Source organism: Bradyrhizobium sp. CCBAU 11361, from assembly GCF_028128935.1.
GTDB classification, from domain to species: Bacteria; Pseudomonadota; Alphaproteobacteria; order Rhizobiales; family Xanthobacteraceae; genus Bradyrhizobium; species Bradyrhizobium niftali.
The window spans coordinates 82,249-98,091 of record NZ_LBJZ01000184.1 but is presented as its reverse complement, the minus strand read 5'-3'; the positions used below and the strand labels follow the sequence as shown (position 1 = coordinate 98,091).

Below are 15,843 nucleotides of genomic sequence, written 5' to 3'. Positions count from 1 at the left end.
TCCCTCCGCGCCGGACCGGATCTTTCGTCCCAAAATTCCGGTCACCCGCGAGGATTTCATGAAGATCTGCATCTACGGCGCCGGCGCAATCGGCGGATATCTCGGGGTTCAGCTCGCGCGGGCTGGCGCCGACGTCAGCCTGGTCGCACGCGGCGCGCACCTCGCCGCGATGCGCGAGCGCGGCCTGACGCTGCTCGCGGGCGAGGAGAAGCACACCGTGCATCCGCGCTGCACCGACGATCCCGCCGAGCTCGGCGTGCAGGACTACATCATCATCACGCTGAAGGCGCATTCGATCACCGGCGTGATCGAGAAGATGCAGCCGCTCCTGGGCCCGCACACCCGCATCGTCACCGCGGTCAACGGCATCCCCTATTGGTACTTCTACAAGCACGGCGGCGATCACGAGAATTCGACGCTGGAGAGCATCGACCCCGGCGGACGGCAGTGGCGCGAGATCGGCGCCGAGCGCGCCATCGGCTGCATCGTCTATCCCGCCACCGAGATCGAGGCGCCCGGCGTGATCCGCCACGTCTACGGCAACAATTTCCCGCTCGGCGAGCCCTCCGGCGAAATCACTGATGACGTGCAGCGCCTCGCCGACCTGTTCGTCGCGGCCGGCCTGAAGGCGCCGGTGCTCGACCGCATCCGCGACGAGATCTGGCTCAAGCTGTGGGGCAATGTCTGCTTCAACCCGATCAGCGCGCTGACCCATGCGACGCTCGACGTGATCTGCACCGATCCGGCCACGCGCGCGCTGTCGCGCGCGATCATGGTGGAGACGCAAGGCATCGCCGAGACCTTCGGCGTCAAATTCCGCGTCGATGTCGAGCGCCGCATCGAGGGCGCCCGCAAGGTCGGCGCGCACAAAACCTCGATGCTCCAGGACCTCGAGCGCGGCCGCCCGATGGAGATCGACCCGCTCGTCACCGTGGTGCAGGAGATGGGCCGCCTCACCGGCATCGCCACGCCCGCGCTGGACTCGGTGCTGGCAATGGTGACCCAGCGCGCCCGCATCGCCGGCCTCTATGACGGCGTCTCCGCACCCATCGATCCCCGTGCACTGGCGGTGGCGTGATGGCGGGCGAAATGAAACAATGGCTGCGTTACCGCCATAGTGGTGCAACCGGCTTCGGCACGCTGACCTCATCCGGCATCAGCGTGCACGAGGGCGAGATGTTCGGCCGCCATGCCGCCACCGGCAAGATGCTGGCGCTGTCGGAGGTCGAGTTGCTCGCACCCTGCGCGCCCAGCAAGATCGTCGCGCTCTGGAACAACTTTCACGCGCTCGCGGCCAAGCTCAACCAGCCCGAGCCGCCGGAGCCGCTCTATCTGCTGAAGGCGACCACCACGATCACGACGCCGGGCGCGGTGATCCGCCGTCCCTCTTATTACGACGGCAAGACCACCTATGAGGGCGAGCTCGGCATCGTCATCGGCAGAACCTGCGCCCGCGTCTCGCCCGCGGAAGCAGACCACTTCATCTTCGGCTACACCTGCGTCAACGACATCACCGCCAACGACATCCTCACCCGCGATCCCACCTTCCCGCAATGGGCGCGCGCCAAGGGCATCGACGATTACGGCCCGTTCGGCCCCGTCATCGCGACCGGCCTCGATCCGGCGAAACTGGTGGTCCGCACCATCCTCAACGGCGCGGAGCGGCAGAACTATCCGATCTCGGACATGATCTTCACCGCGCAGGAGCTGGTGAGCAGGATCTCCCACGACATGACCCTGCTCCCGGGCGACCTCATCGCCGTCGGCACCTCCGTCGGCGTCGGCGTGATGAAGGAGCCGGTGAACACCGTGACCGTCGCGATCGACGGCATTGGCGAATTGACCAACGAGTTTCGGCTGTAGCTGCCAGCGCGGTGCCGTAGCCCGGATGAGCGGAGCGACATCCGGGAAAGGTCTTCTCGCGCAATCCCGCATGTCGCTCCGCTCATGCGGGCTACGAACTGTAGCTGCGAGCACGCCCGTACTCCCCTCTCTCCGTCATTCCGGGGCGCGCGTAGCGCGAGCCCGGAATCCATAACCACGAATGCAATTTGGGTGAGGGATTAGGCGCCACGTCGATCTCGCTCCACAACCGCTGCTTGTGGCTATGGATTCCGGGCTCAGCGCTACGCGCCGCCCCGGAATGACGACTGAGGACTGGCCAGCGCCCACCTAGGGAAAATCCGGCAACCTTCCGCGCCCGCCAATCGGCTGACGACGACGGCTGTGGATCGCGCTCGCTGACACGTCCGCTCCCCCGCGCGCCCCTTGATCTCGGTTCCGCTCTCCCATAGCAAATATGGCGAGAATGTGTCCCGGCTTGAGGGCGTCACGATGTGGCTGTTTTTCCTGGTTGCCTGGTTTGTCCTGCTAGCTGCCATCGTGCTTCTCGTCCAGCAGGCGTTTGGTTACGACCTCACCCACTTGCCCGCCCTGTTGGCGGGCCTCCCCATGTCTCAGCGCATCGCGACCGGCGCGCTCCCGGCCGTGGCGCTGGCGCTGATCGGCGCAACCGCCTGGCGGCTCTCGCGTCAGGACCGGCGTCTGGGCACGCTGCGCGACCGCCTGAAGAAGACCCGCGAGGACGTCGTCGCCGCCCACGCCCTGCAAAACCACCTCGACGCCACCGTCCAGCACCTGATCGAGAGCGACCCAAGGGAAGCCGTCTCCGCCCTCCACGACAAGCTGGGCGAGACCGAGCAGCGCGCGCGGCTCCAGCACGGCCGCAACGAATCCACCGACATGCACGACCAGCTCGCCGAGATCCGCCGCCGCCAGCAAGGCCTGCGCGAGATGGTCGGCAAGGTCGCCGAGCAGCGCCGTGCGGTCGAACCTGTTTTCACCGAGATCCGCGACCGCCAGAACCAGCTCGAACGGTCGCTCCACGACCTCGAGACCGACGACCGCAAGAACAACCTCGCCGACCGGCTCAAGGACATCGCGCGCGACGTCTCGACGCTGCTCTCGCGGGTGAACACGGTCCAGGACATTTTCGCGACCCTGAACCAGTACAAGGAAGATCTTGCGAAATCCCACGCCGAGCTGGTGCCGCTGCGGTCGACGGACGCCGGCATCAATGCGGTGATCAGCGAGCTCGGCCTCAGCCATGACCGCCTCGCCAAGAGCATCGACGAGCTCGAGACCGGCGGCGAAGCGCCGCTCGGCAGGCGGGTCGAGGCGCTGTCGAAGAACAAGATCGAGATCGAGCAGCGCCTGGCGCGCATCGACGACAGTTTCAACATTCTCAAGGCGATCCGCCTCGACTTCGAGGAGCTCGGCCAGCGCCAGGCCCAGCTCGAACGCTCGCTCGCGGATGTCGAGATCGACGCCGACGGCAAGACCCTCCCCGACCGCCAGAACGCGCTGAACGATTTCGTCATCCAGTCGCGCCAGCGCCTCGGCGCCTTGCAGGAGACGCTGGCGACGCTGAACGCCTTCAAGACGGAGCTGTCGAAGTCGCAGGCCGACCTCGTCCCGCTGAAGGCCCCGGTGTTCGGCATCGAGGCGCTGATCGCCGAGGTCGGCACCACCCGCGACCTGCTCGCCACGACCGTCGGCGAGATCGAGGCGAACGGCGGCGTGCCCCTCGCCTCGCGCGTCGACGCGTTGACCAAGAGCAAGCGCGAGGTCGAAGACCGCCTCGCCCGCATCTTCGACAATTTCAACGCCCTCGATGCCTTGCGCAAGGACATCGGCGGCATCTTCTCGACGATCAGGAACAGCCTGAACCGGATCGGGTGAGAAAGGACTGCCCGGAGCCCGGATGAGCGAAAGCGACATCCGGGAGACGACTGTCCCGGGTGTCGCTGCGCTCACCCGGGCTACGAACTGGAGTGTTTCGCGAGGGTCTCGTAGCCCGGATGGAGCGAAGCGAAATCCGGGGAGGTCGTGCAATGCGGCTACACTGGTCCCGGATTGCGCCGCGCTCCATCCGGGCTACGAATACTCTCCGTCGCGAACCGACGAAACATCCAGACACACATCACTTCTGCGCGCGCCCGACATATGCCGCCAACATGTCCCGCTCGCGCCGCAACTTGGACGCATTCGGCCGCCCTTCTGTGAGGCGTGTCTGGGGGCACGGCACTGCCGTGTTTGGACCAAACCTTCTAGGGGTATGACTGTGAAGAAGATTGCAATTGTTCTGGGTGCGACGTTTGCTCTGGTGACGGCTGCGAACGCTGCCGATCTGCCGCGCCGGCAGCCCGTGCCTGTCTATCCGGCGGAGCAGGCGCCGATCGGCAAGATGCCGATTGGCAAGAGCCCGGTTGGCAAGGCCCCGATCGGCAAGGCGCCCGGCCCGGTCGCAGCGCGCTACTGACGCGTAGCGACAAACGCGCAGCATCTGCGTAAGCGGCCGACAGCCGAGGGGGCACAGCGTGACGAACAAACCTGATCGATCGGGATCCTGCATCCTTGCGGGGTTCGCGCTTGCGGCGATGATCGCGTGCACGACGCCCTCTGCCTCGGCCCACGAAACGAACAAGCGCATGGCCGATGCCAATGCGCTTGCGACGACCGACCCCGCATCGCGACCGACGCCGCAGTCGCGGCGGCCCGTCGCGCGTGCGGAGAAAGGCCCCTACTACGTCGACTTCCGCGCCCGGACGGCGGCGAGCTGGGGCCACGCCTTCGTCTGGTACGGCAAGACCAGCGAGCGCGCCGTCGAGGTCGCGGGCCTGACGCCCGCCGGCGACACCCTTGCTTACGTGCTCGGTCACCTCACCTTTGTGCCGTCCGAGACCGGCGCGAGCTACGGCGATCTCGATCCGGAATATCTGACGGCGAGCTATCGCGTCTATCTGAACGAAGCCGACGCCAAGCGCGTGTTCGCCTACATCAAGAAATTGCAAGCGAGCTCGCCGGTCTGGAACGCCGAGACCACCAACTGCACCGGCTTCATCGGCGACATCGCCGAGTTCATGGGCTTGAAGGTCCCCTATCGCTGGCAGCGCCCGGAGAACTTCGTCAACAGCCTGAAAGACATGAACGGGGGCCGCCAGATGGTGCGGCTGTCGGCGGAGTAGCCGAAGCCTCGTAGCGGCAATCTTGTAGCCCGGATGGAGCGCAGCGAAATCCGGGGAAGTGTCGCACCGTTGAACGACCTCCCCGGATTGCGCTTCGCTCCATCCGGGCTACGAGCTCCTCGTGAAACACTCCGGCCTTGCCATCCCCTCGCTGTCATTGCCCGCGCAGGCGGGCAATCCAGTATTCCAGAGACGGCGCGGTGATACAGAGACGCCGCGGCGTACTGGATGCCCCGGTCAAGCCGGGGCATGACAGCGTTGGGTGGAGCAGCACCTCGCCCGTCGGGCAAAACACCCCGCACAAATCTCCCGCCTCGCCTGTCAATCCTCCTCCGCAAATATATTCCACTTTACCGAAATTCGGATTTATCGTACACACTGGACACCCTGGCCCGGGACAAGGGGCGGATCGCGATCGTCACGAACCGCGGGCCGGGCAGCGATGGACGCGACGGCGTCGGGCGCGAGCGGCATTGCAGGGCGGGAAACCGTGAGCAATTGCCTTCGCGCGAACGACACGGCGCCGACAGCGTCTTCGCATGGCTTCGGGTGCGAGCACACGCCAGCTCTCGAAGGCCCAGCGAGGACGTGCGCGGACGGCGAAGTCGTGTGGTCCTGACGCCCGGGGTCTGTGCGTCAAGTCTCGTGGTGATGTGCGCTGCCCGACCGGACGCGCACATCAGCCATCCGCGAGGCGACGGGGCAATAGTGCATCGCTCCCCGGGGAGAGCACGAAGGACACCGTTAAAACCATTCGCGCAGGGAAGGCCGGGCGATCCGGCGAAACCTGTGGTCCACCCCGTGTGCATCTTTTGTAGCGCACGGACCTGCGGGTGCCAGCCGGCGCCCGGCCTTCCCTGCGCCCTTGTCTCGACAAGGGCGACCGGACGAAGCAAAGCTCGGGCGGAAAATGCCGCGAGAAGGCGAAGGTGTGTCTTGCGGTATGGGTGCGAGTTGTGGCCGCGAGCTTAATTTTATGACCGTCACCCTGAGGTGCGAGCTGCGCACCGCGCAGCTCGCACCTCAGGATGACGGGACGAATACTGCAGCCCCCAAGATTATCCGCCCCACGGAATCCCCCCGCGTCCCGCATGATCGCCCCGCCCTCACCGCACGCCGGCGCAATAGACTTTTGCCGACCCGGGCGGCATCCTGCCGCCATCAATCAATAACAGGGCCTGCCGCGCAGGCGGGGAAACGCATCATGTTGCAGACACGGTTCACCAAACTCGTCGGCGTCCAGCACCCGATTGTCCAGGGCGGCATGCAATGGGTCGGGCGCGCCGAGCTGGTCGCGGCCGTCGCGAACGCCGGCGCGCTCGGCTTCATCACCGCGCTGACCCAGCCGACGCCGGAGGACCTGACCAAGGAGATCGCGCGCTGCCGCGAACTCACCGACAAGCCGTTCGGCGTCAATCTCACCATCCTGCCCGCGATCAAGCCGCCGCCCTACGCCGAATATCGCTCCGCCATCATCGAGGCCGGCATCACGGTGGTCGAGACCGCCGGCAACAAGCCGCAGGAGCATGTCGACGAGTTCAGGAAGCACGGTGTCAAGGTCGTGCACAAATGCACCAGCGTCCGCCACGCGCTCTCGGCTGAGCGCATGGGCGTCGACGCCATCTCGATCGACGGGTTCGAATGCGCCGGCCACCCCGGCGAGGACGACACGCCCGGCCTGATCCTGATCCCGGCCGCCGCCAACAAGATCAAGATCCCGATGATCGCCTCGGGCGGCTTTGCTGACGCGCGCGGCCTCGTCGCGGCGCTGGCGCTCGGCGCCGAGGGCATCAACATGGGCACCCGCTTCATGGCCACCAGGGAAAGCCCGATCCACCAGTCCATCAAGGAGAAGATCGTCGCCAATGACGAGCGCGAGACCGAGCTGATCTTCCGCACCATGCGCAACACCTCGCGCGTCGCCAGGAACGCCGTCTCGACCAAGGTCGTCGCCATGGAGAAGGAAGGCGCCAAGTTCGAGGACATCCGCGAGCTCGTTGCGGGTGCCCGCGGCAAGATGGTCTATGCCACCGGCAACTCCGACGAAGGCATCTGGTCGGCCGGCCAGGTCCAGGGCCTGATCCACGACATCCCGAGCTGCGCCGAGCTCATCTCCCGCATCGTGCGCGAAGCCGAAGCCATCATCAGAAGCCGGCTGGAGGGCATGATCGCAAGCCCGACGGCGCAGGCGGCCGAATGATCGCGGAGTTGATTTGAACGTATCGCCCGCCACGCCGAAGGTATGCTCCCTCGCCCCGCTCTTGTCCGCCGAAGCCTTGGCGAAGGCGGATGCGGGGGAGCGACGAGCTTCGCTCGCGCTGAGAGGGTTGGGGTGAGGGGGAGTCTCCGCGCAGGCGGTGACAGTTGGACTCGCGGAGACTCCCCCTCACCCGGAATCCGCGCTACGCGCGCATTCCGGCCTCTCCCCGCAGGCGGGGAGAGGCGAAGAGTCCGACGTCCGGTTAAACCAGTTCCTCAAACGGCATCGAGTAATTCATGAAAGCTTACGTCTACGGCCCTGAGGGCGCTCGAATTTCCGACGTCGCTCAACCAAAGCCTAAAGGCACGCAGGTGCTGGTGCGCGTCCGCGCCTGCGGGCTGAACCGCGCCGACACCGGCATGCGCAAGGGTCACGCCCATGGTGCGGCCGGCGGGGTCGGCACCGTGCTCGGCATGGAATGGGCCGGCGAGGTCGCCGAGCTCGGACCGGATGCCAAGGGCGTGAAGGTCGGCGACCGCATCATGGGCTCGGGCGGGGCGGCCTTCGCGGAATACACATTGGCCGATCACGGCCGGCTGTTCCGCGCGCCGTCGAACATGAATTTCGAGGAGGCCGCCACCCTGCCCGTCGCGCTCGCCACCATGCACAACGCGGTCGTCACCGTCGGCGGCGTGCAGGCGGGCCAGAGCGTGCTGATCCAGGGTGCCAGCTCCGGCGTCGGCCTGATGGCGATGCAGATCGCCAAGCTCAAGGGCGCAGGGCTCGTGATCGGCTCGTCGACCGACGCCTATCGGCGCGGCCGGCTGACGGAGTACGGCGCCGACCTCGCCGTCGACTCCTCCGATCCCAAATGGGTCGAGGAGGTGCTGAAGGCGACGAGCGGCGAAGGCGTCGATCTCATCGTCGACCAGGTCTCCGGCAAGGTCGCCAACCAGAACCTCGCCGCCACCAGGATCAAGGGCCGCATCGTCAATGTCGGCCGGCTCGGCGGCACCCATGCCGATTTCAACTTCGACCTGCACGCCGCACGCCGCATCGACTATGTCGGCGTCACCTTCCGCACCCGCACCATCGAGGAGGTCCGTGAGATCTTCGAGGAGGTCCGCAAGGACATCTGGGGCGCGGTGGAATCTCGAAAGCTGCAACTGCCGATCGACAAGGTGTTTGCGTTCGCCGACATCGACAAGGCGTTCGAGCACATGGAGGCGAACAAGCATCTGGGGAAGATTGTTGTGACGGTGTGATCCCTGGCCGGGCAGTAACGCCCCGGTCTCGTAGGGTGGGCAAAGGCACGCAGCGCCGTGCCCACCATTCTTCCACACTCGCTGACCCATGGTGGGCACGCTTCGCTTTGCCCACCCTACGAGATTGAGCAAGTAGCATCAGCGCGCATTCAATTCGGAAGCATTCGCAATAGCTTCGCTCCTGCAACTCACTTGCGACTACAGCTGTGGATCATCGCTTGATGTTCAGCCCTAGGCTGCTAAATCCCCGGCCATGAGCGCACAGCACAGCAAGACCTCGGTCGCGGCCATCTCGATCTTCGCCAGCGGCGGCATGGCGGCGGCCAAGTTCGTGGTCGGCGTGGCCATCGGCTCGCTCGCGCTGATCTCGGAAGCGCTGCACTCCTCGGTCGACCTGATCGCGACCATCATCACCTGGGCGGTGGTGCGGGTGTCCGACAAGCCGGCCGACGACGAGCACCATTACGGCCACGGCAAGCTGGAGAGCATCTCCGCGCTCGGCGTCACCGCCCTGCTCTACGTGCTCGCCGGCGGCATCCTGGTCGAGTCCTACAGCCGGCTGCGCGAGGGAACCCCGCCGCCGACCATTTCGGCCGTACCGTTCGTGGTGCTGGTGATCGACATCGTCGTCAACCTGTGGCGCGCCCGCGCCCTGCACCGCGCCGCGCGGGAAACGCGCAGCCAGGCGCTCGCCGCCGACGCGCTGCATTTCGCCTCCGACGTCATGGGCTCCTTCGCCGTGATCGTGGGCCTGATCCTCGCCGCTCTCGGCTTCTGGTGGGGCGACGCGGCGGCCGCCGCTGCGGTCGCCGTGATGATCGCCGCGCTCGGCCTGCGCATGGCCGGCTCGACCGTGCAGACGCTGGTCGACCGCGCGCCGGAGGGCGCGCAGGAGAAGGCCACGGCCGCGATCCGCAGCGTGCCCGGCGTGATCGGCGTCGAGCGGCTGCGCGTGCGCATGGTCGGCGCGACCACCTTCATCGACACCATCGCAAAGGTGCCGCGGACCTATCCGATCGACCGCGTCGAGGAGATCAAGCGCAAGGTGCAGGCCGCCGTCGACAAGGCATTCGGCGATGCCGACCTCACCTTCACCCCGGTCCCCGTCGCCCGCGACAACGAGACCGTACGCGACCGCATCATGGTGATCGCGCGCAATTCGAGCCTCGCCGTCCACCACGTCACGGTGCACGACCTCGGCGCCAAGCTGATCGTCGGCATCGACCTCGAGGTCGACGCCGGGATGCGGCTCGACGCCGCCCATGACATCGCCAACACGCTGGAGCGGAACATCCAGGAGGAGTTCGGCGCCGACGTCGAGGTCGACGTCCATATCGAGCCTCTGGAACCGGAACTGCCGTTCGGCGTTGATGCCGCGCCGGAACGGGTGCAGACCATCGCCGCCGCGTTGGCCGAATTCGCCGGCGAGGGCGAGATCCACGACATCCACAATGTGCGCGTCCGCAACACCGATGCCGGCGAGATCGTCAACTTCCACTGCCGCGCCGCGCCGTCGATGAGCGTGATCAAGGTGCACGAGCATGTCGACGCGATCGAGCGCGCGTTGCGCCGCGCGTTCCCGAGCGTGAAGCGCGTGATCAGCCACGCCGAGCCGCCGCGCGCGTGACGCAGAATGCGCGAGGAGTCACACGTTCTCGTTTCGGACTCGCTGTGCACGTGAGTTTGCGGACTCTCGACGCGCAAACTGCGCGTTGGATAAGAATAAATTCGCGTTAACGATTCGTTGACTCTCGACAGCCCGGCAAAACTGGATTCAAATCGGTGTGATTCGGAAGCGATGTGGGGCTGCTTCCGAACTCAAGTTGCAAGCAAGTTTTCCAGGGGGCCGAAGGCATGTCGCGTGCAGACGCCGCGAACGCGTGCGTCCAATCCGATTCGATCAAAGGATTGGCGCAATCGATCGCGAAACCTGCCTATCACCGGCTGCTGATCGCGGAGCCGGCGCTGCGTCGCGCCGTGCCGACGCTCATCATCGCGTTCCTGATCACGATCTGCCTCGGCGCGTTCGTGCAGGTCGTCGACCAGACGCGCCAGAAGCGGCTGGTGCTCCGCCATGACATCTCGGCACTCGCCGATCTGCTCGCCGAGCGCATCGACCGCCTCACCTCCTCGCGGCAGGAACGGCTGAAGAACATCGAGAGCCTGCCGGCGCAGCTGCCCGACCTGATTCCGTCCTGGGGCACGGCCACGGGCCGCCACGTCATCGTCACCTCGGCCGGCGTCGACCGCCGCATCCTCGCCCGCATTCCCATCGACAGCGATTCCTCGGGCAACGACCGCCTGCTCGATTCCATCACCACGGCGCAGCTGCTCGCGGCGCCGCCGCGCGACGGCAACATCTCCGACATGACGCTGCCGAACGGCAACGCCGCGATGGCGACATCGCGGCAGATCAAGTCGCTGCCCGGCTTCGTCACCGTGATCCAGGAGCGCAACGAGCCGATCTGGGGCTCGGACGCCGCGCTCTCGGTGACGCTGTCGGCCACCACCGGCTTCGTCGTCCTGATCCTCGGCTTCGCCTTCCACTGGCAGTCGACCCGCGCCCGCGAGGGCGATCTCATCAACGACGCGGTGCGCGGCCGCATCGACACCGCGCTCAACCGCGGCCGCTGCGGCCTTTGGGACTGGGACCTGTCGCGCGGCCGGATCTTCTGGTCGCAGTCGATGTTCTCGATGCTCGGCCTGGACGGCCGCAACGAGCTCCTCACCTTCGGCGAGGTCAACGCGCTGGTGAAGTCCGACGACATCGACCTGTTCGAGATCGCCGACCAGCTCATCTCCGAGAAGATCGACCACATCGACCAGACCTTCCGCATGCAGCATGTCGACGGCCACTGGATCTGGCTCCGCGTGCGCTGCGAGAAGACAAGCGGCGCGACCGACTCCAGCGTTCACCTGATCGGAATCGCGGTCGATATCACCGAGCAGAAGAGCCTCGCCGAGCGGACGGTGGAAGCCGATTTGCGCCTGCGCGACGCCATCGAGACCATTCCGGAGGCCTTCGTGCTGTGGGACGCGAGCGACCGCCTCGTGCTCTGCAACTCGCACTTCCAGCGCCTGCACAAGCTGCCCGACAGCGCCGTCATTCCCGGCACCTCCTACGAGACCGTGCTCGAGGTCGGCCGCATGCCGGAGGTGCGCACCCGCCACAACGAGACGGCGAGCCAAGGCCCGGGCGCGCGCACCTTCGAGGCGCAGCTCGACGACGGCAGCTGGCTGCACATCAGCGAGCGCCGCACCAAGGACGGCGGCTACGTCTCGGTCGGCACCGACATCACCCGCATCAAGGAGCACGAGCAGAAGCTCGTCGACAACGATCTGCGCCTGCGCGCCACCGTCATCGACCTGAAGCGCTCGCAGGCCGCGCTCGAACGCCAGACCAACGAGCTTGCGGATCTCGCCGAAAAGTACCAGCGCGAGAAGACCCGCGCCGAGGAAGCCAACCAGACCAAGTCGAAATTCCTCGCCAATATGAGCCACGAGCTGCGCACGCCGCTCAACGCCATCATCGGCTTCTCCGAGATCATGGGCTCGGGCCTGTTCGGCGAGCTCGGCAGCGAGAAGTACCAGGAATACTGCCAGGACATCCTGACCAGCGGCCACTACCTCCTCGAAGTCATCAACGACATCCTCGACATGTCCAAGATCGAGGCCGGCCGCATGAAGCTCGACATGGAAGAGCTCGATCTTGCGCGGACGCTCGCGGAATCCCTGCGCGTCGTCTCCGGCCGCGCGCAGGACAAGCACCTGATGCTCGATGCCGATATCGCGAAATCGATCTCCGTCGTCGCCGACCGCCGCGCCACCAAGCAGATCATCGTCAACCTGCTCTCGAACGCGGTGAAGTTCACGCCCGACGGCGGCCGCATCGTGGTGCGGAGCCGGGAGCTCGACGACCGGATCGTGCTGATGATCGCCGACACCGGCATCGGGATCGCGCCGCACTCCCTGGCGCGGCTCGGGCGCCCGTTCGAGCAGGTCGAGAGCCAGCTCACGAAGACTTATCACGGCTCGGGGCTGGGCCTCGCCATCGCCCGCTCGCTGGCGCAGCTCCACGGCGGCTCGATGCGGCTGCGCTCGAAGATCGATGTCGGCACCGTCGTCCGCGTGACGCTGCCGCGCGACGCAATCAAGGCGGCGTCCGGGATATCGGCCGCGGCTTGAAGCTACAATTGCAGCGTCGGCGCGACTTCACGCGCGACATTGACCAGCGCCGCGATCAGCGGCGTCATCGGATCGCGCTGCGGGATCACCATGCCGATGCTGTAATTGACCTCGGGGTCGACGATCGGGATCGAACGCACGGTATCGGACAGGCCAAGCGTCTCGGCGAGCTTGGCCGGCATCACGCTCGCCCAGCGACCCGTCTTCACATGCGTGAACAGCACGAGCAGTGAGTTCGAGGTCAGCGTCGGCGTCGCCTCCGCGCCGACCGAGCGCAGCGCGCGGTCGATGATGCGGCGGTTCTGCATGTCGGGCGTGAGCAGGCACAACGGCACCTGCCCGACCTCGGTCCAGGTCACCGTCTCGCGATCACCGAACATCGCATCCGGCGCGGTGAGGAGACGATAGCTCTCGTTGTAGAGCGGAATGGTGCGCACCTTCCCGATCGGCTCGTTCTCGATATAGGTCAGCCCCGCGTCCACCTCGAGATTTTCGAGCAGGCCCAGCACCTCCGATGAGGTTGTGGACTGGATGCGGAAGCGCACCTCGGGATGCCTGGCCCGGAACGGCGTCGTCAGCGCGGCCACCATGCCGAGCACGGTCGGGATCGCCGCGATGCGGATCTCGCCCGAGAGCTTCTCCTTCAGCGAGTTGATCTCCTGGCGCATCGCGCGGGCATCGCCCACGATCCGCCGCGCCCAGTCCAGCGCCCGCTCGCCTTCCGGCGTAAAACCCTGGAAGCGGGATCCGCGCTGGACCAGCATCACGCCGAGAATCTCCTCGAGCTGCTTGAGCCCGGTCGACATCGTCGGCTGGGTGACCCCGCAGGCTTCCGCCGCGCGGCCAAAATGCCGTTCCTTCGCCAGCGCCAGCAGCAGTTCAAGCTTGTCGATCAACCGAACGCCCCCTCGAATTCTGTCGTGGCATGCAAGCTAGCACGCCGGGTCCTTGCCAACACGGAAAAACCGGCAGGCGAAATGCGATTAATTGCATTTCCGTATCGATCGATTGCATCCGCCAATCGATCTGAATTCGCAATCGCAGCATGAGACAGCTTTATTGATCTTCGAATGATTCCAAATAGTTTGCGAGGCAGGAACGCTCAATTTGAGAACGAAGAATGACAGCGGTTTACGAGCCTTGTTACGAGCCTTGGAACGAGACGCGCGGCGCCGAGATCATCGCCGAACATGCAAGGCAGGAGGGCGCGACGCTGGTCATTCTGCACGCCCTTCAAGAGGCGTTCGGCTATGTGCCGGAGGCGGCCATTCCCATGGTGGCGCAGGCGCTCAATCTGTCGCGCGCCGAGGTGCATGGCGTGTTCACGTTCTATCATGATTTCAGGCACAAGCCGGCCGGCCGCCATGTGCTGAAGCTTTGCCGTGCCGAGGCCTGCCAGGCTGCGGGTGGCGTTGCGCTGGCGGCGCGTGCCGAGGCCAGGCTCGGCGTGTCGCTCGGCAACACGACGGCCGATGATCGCGTCACGCTGGAGCCGATCTACTGCCTCGGCCTGTGCGCGACTGCGCCGTCGGCGATGCTCGACGGCCGCCTCGTCGGCCGGCTCGACGAGAAGCGCCTCGATGCGCTGGTTGCGGAGGCGCAGCGATGAGCATGCGTCTCTTCGTCTCACGCGATGCGGGTGCGGTCGCCGTCGGCGCCGATGAGGTTGCACTGGCGCTGGAACAGGCCGCGGCCAAGCGCGGCGTCGTCCTCGAGATCGTCAGGACCGGCTCGCGCGGCATGTACTGGCTGGAGCCGCTGGTCGAGGTCGCGACGCCGCAGGGCCGGATCGCGTTCGGCCCGGTTACCGAGGCCGATGTGCCCTCCCTGCTCGACGCGCTCGCCGCCAATACGCCGCATCTGCTGCGGTTAGGGGCGACCGACGAGATTCCCTGGCTGAAGCGCCAGACCCGCCTCACCTTCGCCCGCTGCGGCGTGATCGATCCGCGCTCGCTCGACGACTACCGCGCCCATGGCGGCTACAAGGGCCTGGAGCGCGCGCTGTCGCTCGGCTCGGACGCGATCCTCGCGGAGGTCACCGCATCGGGTCTGCGCGGCCGCGGCGGCGCGGGCTTTCCGACCGGCATCAAGTGGAAGACGGTCGCCCAGGCCAAGGCCGACCGCAAGTTCATCGTCTGCAACGCCGACGAAGGCGACAGCGGGACCTTTGCCGACCGCATGATCATGGAAGGCGATCCCTTCCTGGTGATCGAGGGCATGACCACCGCCGGCATCACCGTCGGCGCGACCAAGGGCTACATCTACATCCGCAGCGAATATCCGCACGCGGTCGAGGCGATGAACGCGGCCATCAAGGCCGCGAAGCGCGGCGGCTATCTCGGCGACAAGATCGGCGGCTCGACCTACAGCTTCGACCTCGAAGTCCGCGTCGGCGCCGGCGCCTATGTCTGCGGCGAGGAAACCTCGCTGCTGGAGAGCCTCGAAGGCCGCCGCGGCATCGTGCGCGCGAAGCCGCCGCTGCCGGCCCATCACGGCCTGTTCGGCAAGCCGACCGTGATCAACAACGTGCTGTCGTTCGCGGCGATCCCCTTCATCCTCGCCGAAGGCGCCAAGGCCTATGCCGATTTCGGCATGGGCCGCTCGCGCGGCACGATGCCGATCCAGCTTGCCGGCAACATCCGCCATGGCGGCCTGTACGAGACCGCGTTCGGCGTGACGCTGGGCGAGCTTGTCGACGATATCGGCGGCGGCACGTTCACGGGCCGCCCCGTCCGGGCGGTGCAGGTCGGCGGCCCCCTTGGCGCCTACTTCCCCCGCGCCCTGTTCGACACGCCGTTCGACTACGAGGCCTTTGCCGCGCGTGACGGCCTGATCGGCCATGGCGGCATCGTCGTGTTCGACGACAGCGTCGACATGCGCAGGCAGGCGCGCTTCGCGATGGAATTCTGCGCCGTCGAATCCTGCGGCAAGTGCACGCCCTGCCGCATCGGCTCGACCCGCGGCGTCGAAACCATCGAGAAGATCATCAACGGCGAGCGCGTCAGCGAAAACCTCGCGCTCGTCGAAGACCTCTGCAACACCATGAAATTCGGCTCGCTCTGCGCGCTCGGCGGCTTCACGCCCTACCCGGTGCTCAGCGCATTGAAGCACTTCCGGGAGGATTTCGTCCCGGCGCCGACCACGCTTCAGGCCGCGGAATAGGAGA

At 66.3% G+C, this 15,843-nt stretch carries 12 protein-coding genes; 11 read left to right on the top strand and 1 reads right to left on the bottom strand.

Annotated elements, in window-relative coordinates; translation table 11 throughout:
* The first annotated feature begins 58 nt into the window (after nt 1–58).
* From XI08_RS25870 to XI08_RS25830, 9 genes are all read left to right on the top strand, one after another.
* The gene (locus XI08_RS25870; RefSeq protein ID WP_271576521.1) at nt 59–1,078 is read left to right on the top strand and encodes a 2-dehydropantoate 2-reductase; all 1,020 of its coding nucleotides are present in this window, start codon (nt 59–61) and stop codon (nt 1,076–1,078) included.
* An 11-nt stretch (nt 1,079–1,089) separates the two neighbouring features.
* A complete protein-coding gene (locus tag XI08_RS25865) occupies nt 1,090–1,863 on the top strand; it encodes a fumarylacetoacetate hydrolase family protein (RefSeq protein WP_049823664.1) in 774 nt (257 codons plus the stop codon).
* Nucleotides 1,864–2,334: 471 nt separating this feature from the next.
* Nucleotides 2,335–3,741, top strand: a complete 1,407-nt coding sequence (locus tag XI08_RS25860; protein ID WP_333928223.1) for a hypothetical protein — start codon at nt 2,335–2,337, stop codon at nt 3,739–3,741.
* Between the two features lie 376 nt (nt 3,742–4,117).
* Nucleotides 4,118–4,321, top strand: coding sequence for a hypothetical protein (locus XI08_RS25855; protein WP_049823662.1), 204 nt, complete (start codon nt 4,118–4,120; stop codon nt 4,319–4,321).
* A 58-nt stretch (nt 4,322–4,379) separates the two neighbouring features.
* On the top strand, nt 4,380–5,027 hold the full coding sequence (locus tag XI08_RS25850; RefSeq protein ID WP_271576519.1) for a hypothetical protein: 648 nt from the start codon (nt 4,380–4,382) through the stop codon (nt 5,025–5,027).
* Nucleotides 5,028–6,231: 1,204 nt separating this feature from the next.
* A complete protein-coding gene (locus tag XI08_RS25845; RefSeq protein WP_271576518.1) occupies nt 6,232–7,227 on the top strand; it encodes an NAD(P)H-dependent flavin oxidoreductase in 996 nt (331 codons plus the stop codon).
* A gap of 296 nt (nt 7,228–7,523) precedes the next feature.
* A complete protein-coding gene (locus tag XI08_RS25840; RefSeq protein WP_271576517.1) occupies nt 7,524–8,492 on the top strand; it encodes a zinc-binding dehydrogenase in 969 nt (322 codons plus the stop codon).
* 253 nt (nt 8,493–8,745) lie between these two features.
* The gene (locus XI08_RS25835) at nt 8,746–10,119 is read left to right on the top strand and encodes a cation-efflux pump (protein ID WP_027547226.1); all 1,374 of its coding nucleotides are present in this window, start codon (nt 8,746–8,748) and stop codon (nt 10,117–10,119) included.
* Nucleotides 10,120–10,346: 227 nt separating this feature from the next.
* Nucleotides 10,347–12,677, top strand: a complete 2,331-nt coding sequence (locus tag XI08_RS25830; protein ID WP_271576516.1) for a PAS domain-containing sensor histidine kinase — start codon at nt 10,347–10,349, stop codon at nt 12,675–12,677.
* 2 nt (nt 12,678–12,679) lie between these two features.
* Here XI08_RS25830 and XI08_RS25825 read toward each other — a convergent pair whose 3' ends face one another.
* A complete protein-coding gene (locus tag XI08_RS25825) occupies nt 12,680–13,573 on the bottom strand; it encodes a LysR family transcriptional regulator (RefSeq protein ID WP_027547228.1) in 894 nt (297 codons plus the stop codon).
* A 224-nt stretch (nt 13,574–13,797) separates the two neighbouring features.
* Here XI08_RS25825 and XI08_RS25820 point away from each other — a divergent pair, with 224 nt between their 5' ends.
* Both XI08_RS25820 and XI08_RS25815 read left to right on the top strand, forming a co-directional pair.
* On the top strand, nt 13,798–14,286 hold the full coding sequence (locus XI08_RS25820) for a formate dehydrogenase subunit gamma (RefSeq protein WP_271576515.1): 489 nt from the start codon (nt 13,798–13,800) through the stop codon (nt 14,284–14,286).
* Nucleotides 14,283–15,839 (top strand): formate dehydrogenase beta subunit, encoded by a 1,557-nt coding sequence (locus tag XI08_RS25815; protein WP_271576514.1) that lies wholly within the window; start codon nt 14,283–14,285, stop codon nt 15,837–15,839. Before XI08_RS25820 ends, XI08_RS25815 begins: the two co-directional genes overlap by 4 nt.
* Nucleotides 15,840–15,843: the final 4 nt, after the last annotated feature.

Excerpts from the sequence above, each read along its gene's own strand:
- XI08_RS25845 (WP_271576518.1), top strand. The coding sequence starts at position 6,232 with ATGTTGCAGACACGGTTCACCAAACTCGTCGGCGTCCAGCACCCGATT.
- XI08_RS25840 (WP_271576517.1), top strand. The coding sequence starts at position 7,524 with ATGAAAGCTTACGTCTACGGCCCTGAGGGCGCTCGAATTTCCGACGTC.
- XI08_RS25830 (WP_271576516.1), top strand. The coding sequence starts at position 10,347 with ATGTCGCGTGCAGACGCCGCGAACGCGTGCGTCCAATCCGATTCGATC.
- XI08_RS25835 (WP_027547226.1), top strand. The coding sequence starts at position 8,746 with ATGAGCGCACAGCACAGCAAGACCTCGGTCGCGGCCATCTCGATCTTC.
- XI08_RS25870 (WP_271576521.1), top strand. The coding sequence starts at position 59 with ATGAAGATCTGCATCTACGGCGCCGGCGCAATCGGCGGATATCTCGGG.
- XI08_RS25860 (WP_333928223.1), top strand. The coding sequence starts at position 2,335 with ATGTGGCTGTTTTTCCTGGTTGCCTGGTTTGTCCTGCTAGCTGCCATC.
- XI08_RS25855 (WP_049823662.1), top strand. The coding sequence starts at position 4,118 with ATGACTGTGAAGAAGATTGCAATTGTTCTGGGTGCGACGTTTGCTCTG.
- XI08_RS25820 (WP_271576515.1), top strand. The coding sequence starts at position 13,798 with ATGACAGCGGTTTACGAGCCTTGTTACGAGCCTTGGAACGAGACGCGC.
- XI08_RS25815 (WP_271576514.1), top strand. The coding sequence starts at position 14,283 with ATGAGCATGCGTCTCTTCGTCTCACGCGATGCGGGTGCGGTCGCCGTC.
- XI08_RS25865 (WP_049823664.1), top strand. The coding sequence starts at position 1,090 with ATGAAACAATGGCTGCGTTACCGCCATAGTGGTGCAACCGGCTTCGGC.